The 18,083-nt window shown below is 68.2% G+C and carries 16 protein-coding genes; 12 read left to right on the top strand and 4 right to left on the bottom strand.

What is annotated here, in order from left to right:
- The first annotated feature begins 16 nt into the window (after window positions 1–16).
- The 7 genes from ACTIFP_RS13425 to ACTIFP_RS13395 all read left to right on the top strand — a co-directional run bounded on the left by ACTIFP_RS13425 (window position 17) and on the right by ACTIFP_RS13395 (window position 10,395).
- A complete protein-coding gene (locus ACTIFP_RS13425; RefSeq protein WP_439569217.1) occupies window positions 17–1,636 on the top strand; it encodes a CHASE domain-containing protein in 1,620 nt (539 codons plus the stop codon).
- Complete coding sequence (locus ACTIFP_RS13420) at window positions 1,620–5,276, top strand: hydantoinase B/oxoprolinase family protein (protein ID WP_439569216.1); 3,657 nt, start codon at window positions 1,620–1,622, stop codon at window positions 5,274–5,276. Before ACTIFP_RS13425 ends, ACTIFP_RS13420 begins: the two co-directional genes overlap by 17 nt.
- A gap of 130 nt (window positions 5,277–5,406) precedes the next feature.
- Entirely contained in the window at window positions 5,407–6,081 is a 675-nt protein-coding gene (locus ACTIFP_RS13415) for a DUF969 domain-containing protein (RefSeq protein WP_439569215.1), read from the top strand.
- Entirely contained in the window at window positions 6,078–7,016 is a 939-nt protein-coding gene (locus ACTIFP_RS13410) for a DUF979 domain-containing protein (protein WP_439569214.1), read from the top strand. The genes ACTIFP_RS13415 and ACTIFP_RS13410 overlap by 4 nt, the downstream gene beginning before the upstream one ends.
- A 1-nt stretch (window position 7,017) precedes the next feature.
- Complete coding sequence (locus ACTIFP_RS13405) at window positions 7,018–8,010, top strand: DUF2891 domain-containing protein (protein WP_439569213.1); 993 nt, start codon at window positions 7,018–7,020, stop codon at window positions 8,008–8,010.
- Between the two features lie 87 nt (window positions 8,011–8,097).
- Window positions 8,098–9,114, top strand: a complete 1,017-nt coding sequence (locus tag ACTIFP_RS13400; RefSeq protein ID WP_439569212.1) for a LacI family DNA-binding transcriptional regulator — start codon at window positions 8,098–8,100, stop codon at window positions 9,112–9,114.
- A 99-nt stretch (window positions 9,115–9,213) separates the two neighbouring features.
- Entirely contained in the window at window positions 9,214–10,395 is a 1,182-nt protein-coding gene (locus ACTIFP_RS13395) for a GGDEF domain-containing protein (protein ID WP_439569211.1), read from the top strand.
- A 15-nt stretch (window positions 10,396–10,410) separates the two neighbouring features.
- Here the strand turns inward: ACTIFP_RS13395 and ACTIFP_RS13390 are convergent, their stop codons facing one another.
- Window positions 10,411–10,989, bottom strand: coding sequence for a TetR/AcrR family transcriptional regulator (locus ACTIFP_RS13390; protein WP_439569210.1), 579 nt, complete (start codon window positions 10,987–10,989; stop codon window positions 10,411–10,413).
- A 215-nt stretch (window positions 10,990–11,204) separates the two neighbouring features.
- On the opposite strand from ACTIFP_RS13390, the gene ACTIFP_RS13385 reads away from it, so the two are divergent.
- From ACTIFP_RS13385 to ACTIFP_RS13370, 4 genes are all read left to right on the top strand, one after another.
- On the top strand, window positions 11,205–11,603 hold the full coding sequence (locus tag ACTIFP_RS13385; protein ID WP_439569209.1) for a hypothetical protein: 399 nt from the start codon (window positions 11,205–11,207) through the stop codon (window positions 11,601–11,603).
- 57 nt (window positions 11,604–11,660) lie between these two features.
- Complete coding sequence (locus ACTIFP_RS13380) at window positions 11,661–13,823, top strand: S9 family peptidase (protein WP_439569208.1); 2,163 nt, start codon at window positions 11,661–11,663, stop codon at window positions 13,821–13,823.
- 90 nt (window positions 13,824–13,913) lie between these two features.
- Window positions 13,914–14,411, top strand: a complete 498-nt coding sequence (locus tag ACTIFP_RS13375; protein WP_439569207.1) for a hypothetical protein — start codon at window positions 13,914–13,916, stop codon at window positions 14,409–14,411.
- Window position 14,412: 1 nt separating this feature from the next.
- Complete coding sequence (locus ACTIFP_RS13370) at window positions 14,413–15,078, top strand: LuxR C-terminal-related transcriptional regulator (protein ID WP_439569206.1); 666 nt, start codon at window positions 14,413–14,415, stop codon at window positions 15,076–15,078.
- A gap of 27 nt (window positions 15,079–15,105) precedes the next feature.
- Here ACTIFP_RS13370 and ACTIFP_RS13365 read toward each other — a convergent pair whose 3' ends face one another.
- Window positions 15,106–15,801 carry a hypothetical protein gene (locus tag ACTIFP_RS13365; RefSeq protein WP_439569205.1) on the bottom strand — a complete coding sequence of 232 codons (696 nt, stop codon included), beginning with the start codon at window positions 15,799–15,801 and terminating at the stop codon, window positions 15,106–15,108.
- A gap of 329 nt (window positions 15,802–16,130) precedes the next feature.
- Between ACTIFP_RS13365 and ACTIFP_RS13360 the strand changes: the two genes are divergently transcribed.
- The gene (locus tag ACTIFP_RS13360) at window positions 16,131–16,289 is read left to right on the top strand and encodes a Flp family type IVb pilin (protein WP_439569204.1); all 159 of its coding nucleotides are present in this window, start codon (window positions 16,131–16,133) and stop codon (window positions 16,287–16,289) included.
- Between the two features lie 202 nt (window positions 16,290–16,491).
- Here ACTIFP_RS13360 and ACTIFP_RS13355 read toward each other — a convergent pair whose 3' ends face one another.
- Entirely contained in the window at window positions 16,492–16,962 is a 471-nt protein-coding gene (locus ACTIFP_RS13355; protein WP_439569203.1) for a RidA family protein, read from the bottom strand.
- Window positions 16,963–17,133: 171 nt separating this feature from the next.
- Window positions 17,134–18,072, bottom strand: a complete 939-nt coding sequence (locus tag ACTIFP_RS13350; RefSeq protein ID WP_439569202.1) for a PmeII family type II restriction endonuclease — start codon at window positions 18,070–18,072, stop codon at window positions 17,134–17,136.
- Window positions 18,073–18,083 lie beyond the last annotated feature (11 nt).

The following is an 18,083-nucleotide window of genomic DNA, read 5'->3' as shown; positions in this document are numbered from 1 at the left end:
GGCAGGACTGAACTCAATGCGCCCGAATTCATGGGCTGATCGGCTGTTGGCGTTGCTCGTCCGGTTTGTCGGCCTAGTCATCCTGCTCGCCGCCATTGCCGCCGCCGCCGCCAGCTATTTCTACAACCAGGCCAACGAGGCCGAACAGGCCGAACGCGTCGCGACCCAGGTCAACATGCGGCTGCGCGATCATGTCGCGGTGCTCGAAGGGGTGCGCGCGCTTTATCAGTCGGACAGCGCCACCAGCGGCCCTGGCATCCGCGCCTATCTCGGCGCGCTGCGCCCGCAGATTCAGGCACCGGGCATGGAGGGGGTCGGCATCGCCGCCGCGATGCGCGCCGGCACCCCCGCGGCGCTCGAGGCGAAGCTGCGCGAAAATTACGGCCGCGATATCAAGGTCTGGCCTGCGACCGACCAACCGATCGGTTTTGGCGTCGTCCTGGTCGAACCCTATACCCCGCGCCGCAACGTCGCGCCGGGTTTCGACATGTACAGCGAACCGACGCGGCGCGCGGCGATGCGCCGCGCCTGGCAAACCGGCCGCCCCGCGGCGAGCGGCGTCGTCCACCTGGCACAGGAACGCGCGGCCAAGGTCAAGCAGCCGGGGTTCCTGATCTATGTCCCCGTCTATGCCCGCGGCCCAGTCGAGACCAACCCCGACACGATCGCGACCGCCGGTGGCGGGCGGCCGGTCGAGGCGTTCGTCTATGCGCCGTTCCGCATCCACGACATGATGAAAGCGGTGCTCGGGTCACAGCTCGACGGCATCGACGGGATCGAGGTCTATGCCGGGGAAGGCCCCGCGGCGCCGCTCGTCTTTCGCAAGGGCGCGATGGGCTGGGACGCGCATGAGCAGGTGCTGCGCGTCGCCGACCGCCAATGGACGATGCGGATTTCCTATGGCCGCCTGCTCGAACGGCTCGGGCGCCCGCTCGGCATCCTGATCTTCGGCATCGCGCTCGCGCTGCTCGCGACCCAGCTCCACCGCGTCCAGCAACGCCGCGTCGGCACGCTGCAACGGCTGGCCGAGGAAAAGGCGCGCCATGCCGAGGACCGCGAGCTGATGATCGGCGAAATGGCGCACCGGATGAAAAACGCCTTTGCCCGCATCGGCGCGCTGGCGCGCATCACGCTGCGCGAATCGTCCAGCCTCGACGAATTTGAAACCAAATTCGATGGCCGTATGCGCGCGCTGTCCGACGCCAAGCAGATGCTGGTCACCGGCGCCGTCGACACCGTCGAACTGGGCAAGATCGTCCGCCGCGAACTCGAACTCGCCGGCTGGTCGCCCGACCGGCTCGCCGCGACCACCGGCCCCGACGTCCGCCTCGACGACGAAGCCGCGCAGGCGCTGTCGCTCGCGATCCACGAATTCGTCACCAACAGCATCAAATATGGCGCGCTCGCGGGGCACGGCGACCTCGCCGTCGGCTGGCGCCGCGACGGCGGCGATATCGAACTCAGCTGGACCGAAAGCGGCCTGCCCGAAACGCCGCAGATCGACAGCGAGAGCTTTGGCACCCATTTCATCCGCTCGCTGATCGAACGGCAGCTGAAGGGCAGCTGGCAGCGCAGCGCGGTTGACAACAGCCTCGCCATCGTCATTCGCTGGCCGGACAATGGCCCTGCAAACTGACGACCGCTGGCAGATCTGGATCGACCGCGGCGGCACCTTCACCGATGTCGTCGCGCGGTCGCCCGACGGCGTGGTCGTCACCACCAAATATCTCAGCGAAGACCCCGCGCGTCCCGGCGACGCCGCGGTTGGCGCGATCCGCGACCTGACCGGTGCAGGCGATGGCGCGCTGCCGCCGCTCGCGATCCGCATGGGCAGCACGGTGGCCACCAACGCGCTGCTCGAACGCAAGGGCGAGCCGACCCTGCTCGCGATCACCCGCGGCTTCGGCGACGCGCTGACCATCGGCTATCAGGACCGTCCCGAGCTGTTCGCCCGCCGCCTCGACCGCATAGCGCCGCCGCACGCCGCAGTCGCCGAGATCGCCGAGCGCGTCGGCCCCGACGGCGACATCCTGACCCCGCTCGACGAGGATGCCGCGCGCGCCGCGCTGCAATCCGCGCGCGACCGCGGCCTCACCAGCATCGCGATCGTGCTGATGCACGGCTATCGCTACCCGGCGCACGAACAGCGCCTCGCCGCCATCGCCGCCGAGCTCGGCTTCACCCAAATCTCGACCAGCCACGATGTCAGCGCGCTGATCAAGCTGATCGGCCGCGGCGACACGACGCTCGCCGACGCCTATCTCTCCCCCGTCCTCCACCATTATGTCCGGCAATTCGTCGCGCAACTCGGGGAAGGCGTCGACCCGCAATTCATGAAAAGCTCGGGCGGCCTTGCCTCCGCCGCCGCTTTCCACGGCCGCGATGCAATCCTCTCCGGCCCCGCGGGCGGCATCGTCGGCATGGTCGGCAGCGCCGCGCCGCTCGGCAAGACGCGCCTGATCGGCTTCGACATGGGCGGCACCTCGACCGACGTCAGCCATTATGCCGGACGCCTCGAACGCGACAATGAAACGATCGTCGCGGGCACCCGCATCCGCGCCCCGATGCTGCGCATCCATACCGTCGCCGCCGGGGGAGGCTCGATCTGCCGCTGGGACGGCGCGCGGCTGTCGGTCGGCCCCGAAAGCGCGGGGGCGAATCCCGGCCCCGCCGCCTATGGCCGCGGCGGGCCATTGACGGTCACCGACTGCAACGTGCTGCTCGGCAAGATCCAGCCCGACCATTTCCCCAAATTGTTCGGCCCGCGCGGCGACCAGCCGCTCGACCGCGATGTCGTCGCACAAAAATTCGCCGCGATGGCCGCCGAAGTCGGCAACATCACCCCCGCCGCCCTCGCCGAAGGCCTGCTGAGCATCGCGGTCCAGCAGATGGCAAACGCGATCAAACGCATCACCATCGCGCGCGGCCACGACGTGTCGCGGGGCTACAGCCTCGTCGGCTTCGGCGGCGCTGCGGGCCAGCATGTCTGCCTCGTCGCCGACGCGCTCGGGGTCGATGAAATCCTGCTCCACCCGCTCGCCGGGGTGCTCTCGGCCTATGGCATGGGCCTCGCGCGACCCTCGGCGATCCGCGAGCGCACGTTGGCGCTCAAACTTGACGAAAATTGTTCCGCCACCCTCGCCGCAGTCGAGGCCGAACTTTCGGCGCAGGCCCGCGCCGACCTCTCGCCCGCCGCCGACACCAGCCGCGAAACGCTGCTCTTTGTCCGCCTTGCCGACAGCGACAATGCGATCGAACTGCCGCTCGCCCCGCCCGCCGACGTCGCGACCGCCTTCGCCGCCGCCTTCCGCCAGCGCTTCGGCTACGCCCCGCACGACAATCTCGTCGTCGACCGCATCCGCGTCGAACTGACCGAAGCGGGCGAAGCGCGGGCGACGCTGCCACCCCCTGCCCCCGGCGCCGAAACCGCCCCCGAAACCGTCACCGCCTGGCTCGCGGGCGCCCAGCACGCCGTCCCGCTCCACCAGCGCCCAAACCTCGCGCCGGGCCGCCACATCGCCGGCCCCGCAATCATCGTCGATGCGCTGGCGACGACGGTGATCGAACCGGGCTGGACAGCGACGGTCGAACATGAGGGGACGTTGCGGCTAACAAGTGTTCCCCGGCGAAAGCCGGGGCCCAGCGCATCAGAGTCACGTGCCTCTGAACGCCTTTCGCCGGGGAACACATATTCCGCGGATCAACCCGACCCCATCCGCCTCGAAATCTTCAACAGCCTGTTCATGGCGATCGCCGAGGAAATGGGCGGCGCGCTGCAACACAGCGCTTCGTCGATCAACATCCGCGAGCGCCTCGATTTCTCCTGCGCGATCTTCGACGGCGACGGCCGCCTCGTCGCCAACGCCCCGCATATGCCCGTCCACTTGGGCTCGATGGGCGAAAGCGTGCGCACCATATTGCGCCAGCGCGGGTCCGGAGCGGACGGCCTCCCGCGCGACGGACGCGGCCTGAGGCGCGGCGACGCTTACGCGCTCAACGCCCCTTACGACGGCGGCACCCACCTCCCCGACATCACCGTCATCATGCCGGTGTTCGTCGCCGATCAGCCCGCCCCCGCTTTCTTCGTCGCTGCGCGCGGCCATCACGCCGATCTTGGCGGGATCGCGCCCGGGTCGATGCCGCCGAACAGCCGCAGCATCGAGGACGAGGGGATCATCTTCGACAATATCCTCCTCGTCGACGACGGACATTTCCGCGACGCCGCGATCGCCGCGCATCTGGCGGGCAGCCCCTTCCCGGCGCGCAACCCCGCACTCAATATCGCCGACCTGAAGGCGCAGGTCGCCGCCTGCCAGCGCGGCGCCAGCGCGCTCGCTGACCTCAGCGCCGCGCACGGCGTCCAAACCGTCGCCGCCTATATGGCGCACGGGCAGAATCAGGCCGAAGCCGCGGTCCGCCAGCTGCTCGCGCGGCTCGACGACGGCGAGTTCCGCTATGCGATGGACAATGGCGCCGAGGTCGTCGTCGCGGTCACGGTCGATCGCACCGCGCGCCACGTCACCATCGACTTCACCGGCTCCAGCGCCACCCTGCCCGACAATTTCAACGCGCCGCTGCCCGTCGTTCGCGCCGCCGTCCTCTATGTCCTGCGCACGATGCTCGACGACCCGATTCCGATGAACGAGGGCTGCCTCGCCCCCGTCACCCTGATCGTCCCCGCCAACTCGATGCTCTCGCCCAGCTATCCCGCCGCGGTCGTCGCGGGCAATGTCGAAACCAGCCAGGTCATCACCGACGCGCTGTTCGCGGCCTTTGGCGCGATGGCCCCGGCGCAGGGGACGATGAACAATTTCACCTTCGGGAATGCCACGCACCAATATTATGAAACCATCGCGGGCGGCTCGGGCGCCGGGCCGGGCTTTCACGGCACCAGCGTCATCCAGACGCATATGACCAACAGCCGGATGACCGATCCCGAGGTGATGGAGGCGCGTTTCCCCGTCATCGTCGAGGAATTCTCGATCCGCAAGGGTTCGGGTGGCGCGGGCCGCTGGCACGGCGGCGACGGCGCCACCCGCCGCACCCGTTTCCGCGAACCGATGGCCGCCAACATCCTCGCCAACCGCCGCGCGATTCCGCCGCGCGGGCTGGCGGGCGGCGAAGATGCCGCACCGGGATGCAACTGGGTCGAACGTCGGGATGGGTCGGTCGAGATGCTCGGCGCGACGGGCAGCGCCGATCTCGAGGCAGGCGACGCTTTCGTGATCGAAACACCGGGCGGCGGGGGTTATGGCGAAGCGGGGGAAGACGAATGATCGACAGCTCCACTTTGCCGTTCCCCGGCGAAAGCCGGGGCCCAGGGCGTTTCAAAGCCAGCGTTGCGTCAGGCAGCCCTGGACCCCGGCTTTCGCCGGGGAACAGTTTTGTTGATAGGGAAACCCAGCCATGCTCGTCCTGATCGGCATCCTCATCATCATCGCGGGCTTCGTCCTGCGCTTCAATCCGCTGCTCGTCATCATGGCTTCGGCGCTCGCCACGGGCCTCGCCGCGGGGCTCGACATCGCCGCGATCGGCGCCGCCTTTGGCAAGGCGTTCAACGACACGCGCTATGTCTCGATCATCTGGATCGTCCTCCCCGTCATCGGCCTGCTCGAAGCTTATGGGCTCCAGCAACACGCGCGCACCCTCATCGGCCGTATGAAAGGCGCCACGCTCGGCCGCCTGCTCACCGGCTATCTCTTGCTGCGTCAGGGCATGGCCGCGGTCGGCCTCACCTCGGTCGCGGGCCATGCCCAGACCGTGCGCCCGCTCGTCGCCCCGATGGCCGAGGCCGCCGCCGAAGCCGCCAACCCCGCGCTCTCGGGCGACCAGCGCGAGGAGGTCAAGGCGCACGCCGCCGCGACCGACAATATCGGGCTATTCTTCGGCGAAGACATCTTCCTCGCGATCGGCTCGATCCTGCTGATGAAGGGCGTGCTCGAAGGCTATGGTTATCAGATCGAGCCGCTGCACTTCTCGCTCTGGGCCATCCCGACCGCGATCGCGGCCTTCCTGATCCACGGCCTGCGCCTCCGCCGCCTCGACCGGCGCATGGCGGCCAGGACGGAGGCCGCGGCATGATCACCCTCGGCTTCGTTTACGTCCTCGCGGGCCTCACCTTCGCGCTGTTCGCGGTGCTGGGCGCGATGGACCGCAGCAACCCCAAACGCTTCGGCAACGCCGCCTTCTGGGGGCTGCTCGCGCTGTCGATGCTCGGCGGCGATTACCTCGGCGATTTCGGCAACGGCCTGCTCGTGCTCGCGCTCGTCGCCATCGCCGGCACCGGCCAGATCGGCCGCGCCCCCGGCGGCGACGTCGCTGCCGAGGTGCAGGCAACACGCGCCGCGCAGCACGGCCCCTTTCTCCTCCTCGTCGCGCTGATCATCCCCGCCGCGGCGCTCGCGGGCACCTTTGTGTTCAAATGGCTCCCCGGCCTCGCCGACCCCAAGCAGGCGACGCTCATCTCGCTCGCGCTCGGCGTGCTCATTGCGCTTGCCGTCGGCATGGCGCGGCTCAAACCGCCGCTCCTGCTCCCCGCGCAACAGGGGCGCCGCCTGCTCGACGCGGTCGGCTGGGCCGCCATCCTGCCGCAGATGCTCGCCAGCCTCGGCGCGGTGTTCGCGCTCGCCGGGGTTGGCGAGGTCGTCGGCGACCTCATCGGCACCGCGATCCCGCAGGGCAGCCTGTTCGGCGCCGTCCTCGCCTTCGGGCTCGGCATGGCGCTGTTCACCATGGTAATGGGCAACGCCTTCGCCGCCTTCCCGGTGATGCTCGCCGCGGTCGGCATGCCCTTGCTGATCAAGCAATATGGCGGCGACCCCGCGGTGGTCGCGGCGATCGGTATGCTCGCGGGTTTCTGCGGCACGCTGATGACCCCGATGGCGGCGAACTTCAACCTCGTCCCCGCCGCGCTGCTCGAACTCAAAAACCCTTATGGCGTGATCAAGGCGCAGATCGGGACGGCGGTCCCGCTGCTGGCGGTGAATATCGTCTTCATCTGGTTGTTTGCATTCTGACATGACCCACCTCACCCCCGACCACGCCACCCGCTTCGCGACCGCCACCCTGTCGCACCTCGGCCGCGAATATCCCTACAAGATGGACCTCGTCCTCAACGGTCCCGAGGACGCCAAGCCCCCGCGCGAGCATCACCCGATCTTCCACGGCAGCTTCGATTGGCACAGCTGCGTCCATGGCTGGTGGCAGATCCTCCGCCTCGCGCGCCGCTTCCCCGATCTCGCCATCGCCGCCGAAATCCGCGCCCGCGCCGACGCCATGCTCGTCCCTGACAAGGTCGCGGTCGAACTCGCCTTCCTCGCACGCCCCTATTCGGCCGCCTTCGAGCGCCCCTATGGCTGGGGCTGGCTGCTCGCGCTTCATGCCGAGGCCGAGCGGCACGACGCCCCCTGGGCCGCCGCGCTCGCACCGCTCGCCGCGGCTTTCGCGCAGCGCTTCCACGCCTTCCTGCCCAAGCTCACCTATCCGCTGCGCGTCGGCACCCATTTCAACATCGCCTTCGCGCTTCTCCTCGCGCGCGACTGGGCCGAAACCCGCGACCCCGCGCTCGTCACCCTCATCGACGCCCGCGCGCGCGACTGGTTCGGCCAGGACCGCGACTGCCAGGCGTGGGAACCCGGCGGCGACGAATTCCTCTCCTCGGCGCTCAGCGAAGCGCATCTGATGACCGCCGTCCTTGGCAGCGACTTCGCCGGCTGGTTCAACACCTTCCTCCCCCGCGCCGCCGACCAGCACCCGGCCACCCTGTTCACCCCCGCCACCGTCTCCGACCGCAGCGACGGCAAGATCGCGCATCTCGACGGCCTGAACCTCAGCCGCGCGTGGAACTGGCGCACCATCGCCGCCGCGCTCGGCCCCGACCACCCCGTCACCCCGGTCGCCGAGGCGACCGCACAGCGTCACCTCGCCGCCGCCCTGCCGCACGTCACCGGCGACTATATGGGCGAACATTGGCTCGCGACCTTCGCGCTGCTGACACTCGACGGCCTTTAGGCCGTCGTTCCGGGCCAGCGCACGCCCTCGCCGATTGACAAGCTCCGCCCCCCCGGCGAGAGACAGGCCAAGGGGAGAGAGGCCGCCATGACCGCAAAAATGCTGCGCCCGACATCGTTCGACGTCGCCGAGCGCGCCGGGGTGTCGCAATCGACCGTCTCGCGCGCGCTCCGCAACAGCCCGGGGGTCAACGCCGAAACGCGCGCCCGCGTGTCCGCCGCGGCGCGCGAGCTTGGCTATGTCGTCGATCGTCACGCCTCGTCGCTGCGCCTCAAAAGCAGCGAGACGATCGCGCTCGTCACCATCTGCCGCCCCGGCGAGGATCGCAGCGCGATCAACCCCTTCTACTTTGCGCTGCTCGGCAGCATCGCCGCCGCGACCTCGGCGCGCGGGTTCAACCTGCTCGTTTCGTTCCAGGAAAATCCCGACAATTTCCGCGCCGATTTTGTCGCCTCGGGGCTCGCCGACGCGATGATCGTCATCGGCACCACCAGCAACCGCGCCGCCTGGGACTATTTCGCCGCGGCGCAATCGTCGGGCCTCGACTTCGTCTGCTGGGGCAGCCCGGGCAGCCCGTTCCACTGGATGCGCAGCGAAAATGACGAGGGCGGCCAGCTCGCCGCCGAACATTTCGTCAAAACCGGCCGCCGCCGCATCGCCTTTGTCGGGCCGCAGCAATCGCCGCAGCGCCAGTTCGACGAACGCCGCGACGGCTTCACCGCGACCCTTGCCGCGCACGGGCTGACCGCGATCATCGCCGAACCGCCTGCTGCCGCCGACCGCCATGCGCAGGGCGTCGCCGCGGTGCAGGCGTTGCTCGCCGCGCATCCCGATACCGACGCGATCTTTGCGGCGTCGGACATGCTGGCGCTTGGCGTACTCCAGGGGCTGAAGGACGCCGGGCGCCGGGTGCCGCAGGACGTCGCGCTGATCGGCTTCGACGGTATCCGCGCCGGCACCCTTGCCGACCCCGCGCTCACCACGCTCGAACCCGATCTCGACGCCGCAGGCGAGGCGTTGGTCGCGATGGCGCTCGAGGATGACGAACGCACCCGCAGCGGTACCCGCATCCCGGTCCATCTGGTGGTGCGCGGCACCGCCTGACCCGCTAGTGATTTCCACGTAACCGTGACGTAACTATCCGAAAAGTAAGAAATCGTTATCCATCGCACTGCTACCCTCGGGGGCGGAGAGGCAGGCAATTTGTCGGGTCAATTTTTCATCCAATTGCTCAACCCGGGCATCGGCCTGCTCTTCGCGGCTGCCTTTTTCCTGCTCTGGCTGAACCGCCGCGACCGCTATGTCGCTTATGCCGCCGGGGCCTATACCGCCTCGGCGATCGCCTTCCTGATTCTCGATGTCGGCCCGGCGCTGCCGCTCGAACTCCACCGTATCCCCGCCAATATCGGTTTCCTCGCCACCGGCGCGCTGTTCGCCGCGGCGATCATCCAACGCTATGGGTTGCCGGTGCCGTGGCGCGCGATGGCGATCACCGGCGCGATTTCGATGGCCTTCTTCCTGTGGTTCCTGCTCGGCCAGCCCAGCATCGCGGCGCGCATCCTGTCGATCAGCATCGGCGCCGGGGTCATCGCGGTGATGATCGTGCGCGCGCTGTGGCCGGTCGAAAAAGCCTATCTGATCGACCGCGTGCTGTTCTGGGTCGCGGCGCTGTCGGCGCTCAACCTGATCCTGCGGCCGATCGTCCTCTTGTCGCTCGGCGGCGGCTTCGACAGCTATGACGGCTTTCAACAGTCGGTGTACTGGACCACGGTGCAGTTCAGCCAGGCGATGGTGTCGATCCTCGCCGCGATCAGCCTGATGGTCGCGGTCGCGATCGACCAGATCGCCGAACTCAAGCGCCAGGTCGATGACGATAATCTGTCGGGCCTGCTCAACCGCCGCGGGTTCGAGGCACGCGCCGGATCGGCGCTGCGCCGCTGCATCGACGACGACCGCCCAGTCGCGCTGCTGATCGCCGACCTCGATCATTTCAAACGCGTCAACGACACCTATGGCCACGCCGTCGGCGACGCGATCATCGCGGCGTTCGGCGCGCACGTCCGCGCCATCGGCCCGGCCGAGATGGTCGCCGGGCGCATCGGCGGCGAGGAATTTGCGCTGCTCGTCCCCGGCGCAGGGATCGAGGCGGCGCGCCAGCTCGCCGAAGCGGTGCGCACCGGGCTCGCCGCCGCCTGCGCCGACCGCATCCCCGCCGCGCTCGTCCCCACCGCCAGCCTCGGCATCGCCGTCGGGGTTCCCGGCGCCGGGCTGTCGGCGCTGATGCAGGAGGCCGATCAGGCGCTTTATGAGGCAAAGCGCACCGGCCGCAACCGCGTCCGCACCTTCACCCCCAAACCCGTGCGCCTCGCCGCAAGCGGCGGCTGAACGCGCGCCGCAGGGTCAGCCGATCAGCGCTTCGATGATCGCCCGATAACGCGGCTTGCCGCTCGTCTCGTCGACCGCGGCGACGAAATTGCCGTCGATCCGCATCGACACATAACCGTGCACGATGCTGCTCAGCGCGATCAGCAACGTCGTCGCGCCCTCGCGGTCGCGGTCGGGCAGGGCCACGACATCCTCCTCGACCCCCGCATACAGGCCGTCGATCAGCGCCGCCAGGTCGCCGTCGCCCGCATCGAGCATGTCCATCCGCCACATCATCCGGTACCGGTTGCGGTGCGCCAGCGCATAATCGACATAGGCCCCGGCAAAGGCGATGATGCGCGCGCGCGGCGCCGGCGATGCTGCGCCGCGCGCCGCCGACGCCCCGCTGCGCAAATCGGTGAAGCATTGGACGGCGAGCGCGGTCAGCAACGCGCGCCGGTCGGCAAAATGATTGGCCGGCGCGGCGTGCGATACCCCCGATGCGCGCGCCACGGCGCGGATCGTCACCGCCTCGACCCCGTCGCGGTCGAGCAGTTCCAGTGCGGTATCGATCAGCAGCTGGCGCAGCGCGCCATGATGTTGGCCTCGTTTCATACCGCATCATTGATGGCGTCAATCGCGCGATGCAAGCCGCACGATGGCGAACGGGCGCTTTGCCGATGCCGCGCGCCCGGCTCGCTTTTTGACACCGCTCTCACACCCGCCGCGCCACACGTCGCCCGCAGCACCGTTTTAATCTTGGCTGTCCGCGGTAATTGACAGTGTCAATTACCTGATATTATATTGACAGCGTCAATTGGAGTCGCCCGATGCGCCGTATCGTCCTCACCCTCGCGCTGATCCCCTTCGGCGTCCTCACCCCGGTCCTCGAACTGGGGGTGACGCATGTCGTCAATCCCGACTGGCCGGGGCACGCGCGGCTGCATGAGGTCTGGCAGCTGCTTACCAACAGTTCGCTCGCGATGCTCTGCCTGTGGCTGATCTGGTGCAGCCGCCAGGTGCGGCTGCCCGCGCTGGTCGCTTTCATCATCTCGCTCGCCTTTCTCGTCGCCTATGCGCTCAGCCCGCTCTACGGCGGCACGATGCTCCACAGCGACGGCAGCGAGATCGCGGTGGGCGGGGTCAATCTGGCGGTCGCGATGATGCTCGTCACCACGATCGCGATCGGCGCCGTCCTCGCCTCGACCTTCCGCGCCGCGCCCGATTGACGACCCGCCGCGAAAGGTACAAACCCCAAGCCGTCTGGCAAAAAGGGACGGCTTTTCATGCGCAAACTGACAATTCTCGGTGCAAGCCTGCTCGTGCTTCCGGTGTCGCCCGGCCTCGCGCAGGACGCGCCAGCGCCCACCGCACAGGAACAGACCGCGCCGCCAGCCGCACCGCCCGCCGCCATGGCCGGATCGGCGGTCGGCAGCGCACGCACCGCTCCCGAACGCCGCCTGACCGGCGCCGACCTGTTCGACCTCGCAATCGCCGCCGATCCGCAGGTCAGCCCCGACGGCCGCCACATCGCCTATGTCCGCCGCGCGAACGACATCATGTCCGACCGCGCGATCAGTTCGATCTGGCTGATCGACACCGCGACCGGCGAAGAAACCCCGCTCGCCGGGCGGCAGGGCGGCGCCTTTGCGCCGCGCTGGTCGCCCGACGGCAAGCGCCTCGCCTACGCCTCGACCGAGGGGGGCAGCGCGCAGCTGTGGGTGCGCTGGATGGCGGGGGGCGAGGCGGTGCGGCTGACCGGCCTGCCGACCGCGCCCGCGTCGCTCGCCTGGGCTCCCGACGGACGTTCGATCGCCTACACGATGCTGGTCAAGGACGAGGGGCTGAAACTCGGCGCCGCGCCCGCGAACAAACCCAAGGGTGCGACCTGGGCCGAACCGCTCGAAATCCGCGACCTCCTCACCTACCGCGCCGACGGACAGGGCTATGTCGAACCGGGGTTCGAAAAGATCTTCCTCGTCCCCGCCACCGGCGGCGCGCCCCGCCAGCTCAGCTTCGGCCCCTATCACGACACCGGCCCTTTGAGCTGGTCGCGCGACGGCCGCACGCTGTATTTCGCCGCCAATCGCAAGCCCGACTGGGAAAGCGACCCGGTCGAGAGCGAGGTCCACGCGCTCGATCTCGCCAGCGGCCGCATCACCGCGCTCACCGACCGCAACGGCCCCGACGCCAATCCGCTCGTCTCGCCCGACGGCAGCAGAATCGCATATCTCGGCTTCGACGACGCCGGGCGCGCCTATGAAAACACCAACCTCTATGTGATGAGCGCCGACGGCTCCGCCCGCCGCAACCTTACCGAGGCATGGGATTACAGCGTCGATGCGATCCAGTGGGACAGCGGCGGCCGCGCGCTCTACGCGCAGTACAACGATCGTGGCGAAACCAAAATCGCCCGCATCGGCCTCGACGGATCGGTGCGCGACGTCGCCAAGGGGCTGTCGGGCGGCGGGCTCGATCGCCCCTATGCCGGCGGCAGCTTTACCGTATCGGACGGCGGCGCCATCGCCTTCACCGGCGGCACCGCCACCCGCCCCGCCGAGGTTCAGCTGGCGCGCGGCGGATCGGCGCGCATCCTCACCGATCTCAACCGCTCACTTCGCGAAGTAAAATCGCTCGGCGAAGTCCGCAAGATCACCACCCCCTCCAGCCACGACGGCAAGCCGATCGAAGGCTGGCTGACCCTGCCCCCCGGCTATGTCGACGGCGCGCGGGTGCCGCTGATCCTCGAAATCCACGGCGGCCCGTTCCAGGCCTATGGTCCGCATTTCTCGACCGACAACCAGCTGTATGCCGCGGCGGGCTACGCCGTCCTTTCGGCCAACCCGCGCGGTTCGACCAGCTATGGCGAAGCCTTTGCGAACGAAATCGACAAGGCCTATCCGGGCAATGATTATTTCGACCTGATCAGCATCGTCGACCGCGCGATCGCGCTCGGCATCGCCGATCCCGACGCCCTGTTCGTCACCGGCGGGTCGGGCGGCGGGGTGCTCACCAGCTGGATCGTGGGGAAAACCAATCGCTTCAAGGCCGCGGTCACCCAGAAACCGGTGATCAACTGGACGACGCAGGCGCTGACCGCCGACGGCCCCGCCTTTTTCGGCCGCTACTGGCTCGGCGCCCAACCGTGGGAAAAGCCCGAACTCTACTGGTCGCTCTCGCCGCTCTCGCTCGTCGGCAATGTCGAAACCCCCACCCTGGTCGTCGTCGGGGCCGAGGATTACCGCACCCCGGTCAGCGAATCCGAACAATATTACACCGCGCTCCGCCTCCGCGGCGTCCCCACCGCGCTGGTCACCATCCCCGGCGCCAGCCACGGCGGCATCGCCGCGCGCCCGTCGCAATCGGCGGCGAAGGCCGCGGCGATCCTCGCCTGGTTCGCCAAATATCGCCAGGGCTGGACCCGCCCCGCACCGCCCGCCCCGCGCTGACCCCGCCGCGGCTGTGATCGCGGTCACCGCCGCTGCGCTGCGCGTGCGATAGCGTCATCGTCTCTCCCCCGGCATGAAAGAGCCCGCTGCATGAAACTCATCCCCGCCGCCTCCCTGTTCGCCGCCGCCGCGCTGTTCGCCGCGCCCGCCGCCGCGGCGCCCGGCCCCGCCGCCGCCCCCGACCTCTCCGCCTATGCCGGCAAATATCCCTTCGACGTCGTCAACGGCCACCGCTTCCTCGATCATCCCGCGGTCCAGGCCGCGATCGCCGCCGCGGTCCCCGATGCAAAGCTGCGCGCCGGGATCGATTTTGCCGAAAACAGCCTCGGCCTGCCGATCGCCCGCGTCGACGGCGGCCGCCTGCTCATCTGGGGCGGCGCCTGGCGCGCCGAGGATCGCTACAACTGGGCCGTCGTCATCGCCTCCGACGGCTCGGACGCCCAGGTCTGCATTTACGACGGGGTTGGCTATGGCGAAGATTTCCAGGCGTCGCAGTGGTTCGAGGCCGGGCGGCCGAGCGTGATGAAACAGGGCAGCTGCCCGTCATCGGCCGAGGAATATCCGCCCGAGGACGTCGCGGCAGGCTGACATGGCCAGTCTCGCCCCACCGCCGCTCGCCCCGCCGTCCGCCGCCCGCGGCGTCACCGACAGCATCCTGATCGCCGACGACCACCCGATTTTCCGCGCCGGGCTGGCGCATCTGGTCCACGCGGCCTTTCCGCCGATGGCGATCCACCAGGCCGGCACCGTCGACGAAATGCTGCGCATCGCCGACCGCGACGGCGCGCCCTGGCTGTTCCTCGTCGACCTGTTGTTCCCGGGCATGATCCCCCAGCGCACCATCCCGATGCTGCGCCAGCATTTTCCGCGGTCGGCAATCGCGGTCGTGTCGATGGTCGACGACGACGCGACCATCGACCGGGTGATCGGCTATGGCGCCGATGCCTATATCGCCAAATCGGTACCCGCCGACCGCATCATGGCCGCCCTCCACGCGCTGCGCGCCGGTCACCCCATCGTGCTGAAACCCGACAGCCAGTCGGTCCGGCCGGTCCCGGTCCCCGACCTGACCCCGCGCCAGGTCGAGGTGCTGACGATGGTCGCGGCGCGCAAATCGAACAAGGAAATCGCCCGCGCCATGTCGCTGTCGCATTTCACCGTCCGCAACCGCATTTCGTCGCTGTTCCGCACCATGGGCGCCCGCACCCGCGGCGAACTCGCCGAAAAGGCGCGCCACGCCGGGCTGATCGGCTGAGGGGAACGCGGCGCGCGGCACCCCGCGTCAGTCCACCGGCAGGTCGTCGCCCGCCGCAAACTCCGCCTCGCTCGCCGCATCCTTCGCGCGCAGCGCCGCCAGCCGCTCCAGCGCCGCGCCATGCGCCCGCGCGCCGCATCGCATACATTCGCCGGTCGCCTCCTCCTGCGCCCACTCGTCGGCCTGCATCGCCGTCCGCATCGCATGCAGCTTGTCGCGCAATCGCTGCTTCGCGCTGCCCGGATAGAAATATTTGGTCCCGTCGACGTCGAACCGCCACCCCTCCAGATATTCTGCGCGGGTGATCGCCGTCGCGGCGTCGAACCGCGCCGCCTCCGCCGCCGTCTCGGCTGCCGCGCCCCCACTCGTACCCGCGCCCAGTTCGCCGCGCTTGATCAGCAGCGCCAGCAGCGCGTCCGACGGCGCGATCCGCCGCTCGACCTCGCGCCCGCCGCGGATCACCACCGTCTCGCGCCCCTCGACCGCGCGCTGATACGCTACCGCTTCCAGCCCGCGCAGCGCCTTGGCCAGCGCCTCGCGGCACGCTGCATCGAACGGCGCGAACAGCGCGCGCGACCGGTTGACCGACGTCCGGCTGACCCCCGCCACCCGCGCCGCATCGGTGACGCAGCCGGTCTTGGCCAGCGTCGCAAGGAACACCCGCGTCCGCGCCGCGGTAAACCCGTCCTCGCGCACCCGCAGCCCCGGCATGAAGGGATTCACTTTCCTCCTCCCCTCCCCTTCAGGGGAGGGGCAGCGAGACTTGCGAACTTGTTCGCTAGTCGCAGCGGGGTGGGCCGCAGCACCACCCTCTGCAACCCCAGCCGCCCCCCAAGAACCCCGCTCCACCAAACGCCCCATAGCGCCACCTCCCGAATCACTTTGGAATGAATCAAGAGTCATATGAACCTATTTGGTTAAGTAGGAAAGCAAAAACCCCCCCCCACACCGTCCCTGCCGCCGCATTAACCGCGTCCGCCAATATCCTGTTGCAGTTCAGCCGCTTAAACCCGCCGCCGGGACCGACGCGCCAGACACCAGCGGGAACAGGAATGACCAGGAACAATTTGTGCGCCGACCAGCGCGGCGCCACGGCGATCGAATATGGCCTGATCGCGGCGCTGATCGCGCTCGCCAGCCTCATCGCCTTCCAGATGCTCGGCCTCAGCCTCGCCAACATCTTCACGACGATCAACGACGCGCTGAACTAGCGCGGGGCGCTGCGTCAGCCGCTTCGCCATCCCCGACCGCCCTTGCAACCACCGTTCCCCGGCGAAAGCCGAGGCCCAGGGCGTTGGAGCGCCAGCGTCTGTCAAACACACCCTGGCCCCCGGCTTTCGCCGGGGAACGGCCATTGGTTCAAAAGCGGCATAGACCGGGGGACGCCACGCGCAGCAAGCCCCCACCCACCCCCTATGTCTTCGGCAACCGCGCCACGACCTTGATCTCGACCACCGCGGTCGGCTCGTACAACCGCGACACGCCGATCGCGGTCCACGCCGGAAAGGGCGCCTTCACATGGCGGTTCTTGACCGCGGCAAAGCCGTCGATATGCGCCGCCAGGTCGGTGTGAAAGGTGGTGATGTCGACCACATCGTCCCAGCTCGCCCCCGCGCGCGCCAGCGTCGCGGCGATATGCGCAAAGGCGCGCTCATATCCGGGCGCCAGATCGCTCTCCCCCGCCGCCGGCCCCGCGACCACCCCCGACAGGTAAATCATATCCCCCGCGATCACCGCGGTCGCATAGCCCACGGCTTCCTGAAACGCCCGCGCCTCGGGATTTTCGGGCATCAGGACGTTGGCGGGGTCGCGCGCGAAAGCGGGCGAGGCGAGAAGGGCAAGGCTCAGCATCGCCGTTGCGGTGGCGGCCCGGGTGGTTCGCATGATCATCTCCCCTGTTCGCTGGTCAGGGCGCGAAGGTGACAGGGCTTTGGTGGCGGAGCAAGGCTGGGGAGAGTTGGGTTTGCAGCGTGTGCGAGACTGGTCGCTTGGGTTTGGGTGATCAGTAAACTGTCACCGTAATTCTCGCCGTAATTCCCAAAATCTTTTTGAGGACTAGTCGGCCAGCCGGTCACAGAAATGACGCGCCAGAAACATCAGCCATTCGAACTGGCTCCGCTGAAGCAGCGCCACCTTGAAATCTGCCGGAAGCACCGAATGGTCGATGATCTGGCCCAGATCGCGGATGGTATAGGAAGGCACCCCGGCCTGCTGCGGCGCGGGCGCAATGCAGGCCCTGATCAGCGCGACACAGACTTCGACCCAGGCGTTCGGGCCGCCCAGATAATCCCACCATTCGGTGCCAACGCGAACGATGGCTTCCACTTCTAGGCCGCCATCGGTGTAGGCAATATCCCACCGCTTTCGACAAGGCGTGGTAACCACGGCCGAGGACGGCAAGGCCTGCGACATGTTCCGCAGGATATGCCAGTCCTTCTTGTTGGACTGTTTCTTGGTGCCGTAAAGGACGCCGTAGGTAAAACTCACTTTTCTAGCGCCATGATCGTCCGCCCATGCCGCAGCGTGCGTTACGACATCGATGCCAATATCCTTGGCCATTTCGTCGTTCAGGCACCGCGGCCCGCTTTTGAGCGTCGTCGCCATGAACACGCCGTCGGCCGCCTCTTTGCGTCCATCAAGAACCGATTCCACCGAATGCATCGTGCTGGGAACGATGTTCCACCCATAGACCGGAAGCACCACGGTCTCGACCATGCGCCCGGCCGATGTCTCCATGGACGAAAACACTTTGGCAGGGACGATGTCCTTCTCGACCTCCACAACATGGCTATAACCCTTTTGCCGCGAATAGAACATCAGCACAAAGGGGCTGGTGTTGAACTTCGCAAAACCGGCACTGGACGACGGAAGGGCCAGAATATGGCTGTCGATCCGCTTGCGAAACTCGGTCTCCATGTGAAGAACCCGGTCCTTCGCGGCGACATCGTCATCTATCGATTTCAATGCCGCGAAAATCGCGCTTTTGCTGAGCACCGTTTCGGCAA

Source organism: Sphingopyxis sp. (genome assembly GCF_051861155.1).
Classification (GTDB): Bacteria; Pseudomonadota; Alphaproteobacteria; order Sphingomonadales; family Sphingomonadaceae; genus Sphingopyxis.
Note: the sequence above shows the minus strand (reverse complement) of the source record. Positions and strands in the feature narration are given on the sequence as shown.

Bases quoted from the DNA above. Each gene is read 5' to 3' on its own strand.
- ACTIFP_RS13425 (WP_439569217.1), top strand. From the start codon at position 17: ATGCGCCCGAATTCATGGGCTGATCGGCTGTTGGCGTTGCTCGTCCGG.
- ACTIFP_RS13420 (WP_439569216.1), top strand. From the start codon at position 1,620: ATGGCCCTGCAAACTGACGACCGCTGGCAGATCTGGATCGACCGCGGC.
- ACTIFP_RS13415 (WP_439569215.1), top strand. From the start codon at position 5,407: ATGCTCGTCCTGATCGGCATCCTCATCATCATCGCGGGCTTCGTCCTG.
- ACTIFP_RS13410 (WP_439569214.1), top strand. From the start codon at position 6,078: ATGATCACCCTCGGCTTCGTTTACGTCCTCGCGGGCCTCACCTTCGCG.
- ACTIFP_RS13405 (WP_439569213.1), top strand. From the start codon at position 7,018: ATGACCCACCTCACCCCCGACCACGCCACCCGCTTCGCGACCGCCACC.
- ACTIFP_RS13400 (WP_439569212.1), top strand. From the start codon at position 8,098: ATGACCGCAAAAATGCTGCGCCCGACATCGTTCGACGTCGCCGAGCGC.
- ACTIFP_RS13390 (WP_439569210.1), bottom strand. From the start codon at position 10,989: ATGAAACGAGGCCAACATCATGGCGCGCTGCGCCAGCTGCTGATCGAT.
- ACTIFP_RS13385 (WP_439569209.1), top strand. From the start codon at position 11,205: ATGCGCCGTATCGTCCTCACCCTCGCGCTGATCCCCTTCGGCGTCCTC.
- ACTIFP_RS13380 (WP_439569208.1), top strand. From the start codon at position 11,661: ATGCGCAAACTGACAATTCTCGGTGCAAGCCTGCTCGTGCTTCCGGTG.
- ACTIFP_RS13375 (WP_439569207.1), top strand. From the start codon at position 13,914: ATGAAACTCATCCCCGCCGCCTCCCTGTTCGCCGCCGCCGCGCTGTTC.
- ACTIFP_RS13370 (WP_439569206.1), top strand. From the start codon at position 14,413: ATGGCCAGTCTCGCCCCACCGCCGCTCGCCCCGCCGTCCGCCGCCCGC.
- ACTIFP_RS13360 (WP_439569204.1), top strand. From the start codon at position 16,131: ATGACCAGGAACAATTTGTGCGCCGACCAGCGCGGCGCCACGGCGATC.
- ACTIFP_RS13355 (WP_439569203.1), bottom strand. From the start codon at position 16,962: ATGCGAACCACCCGGGCCGCCACCGCAACGGCGATGCTGAGCCTTGCC.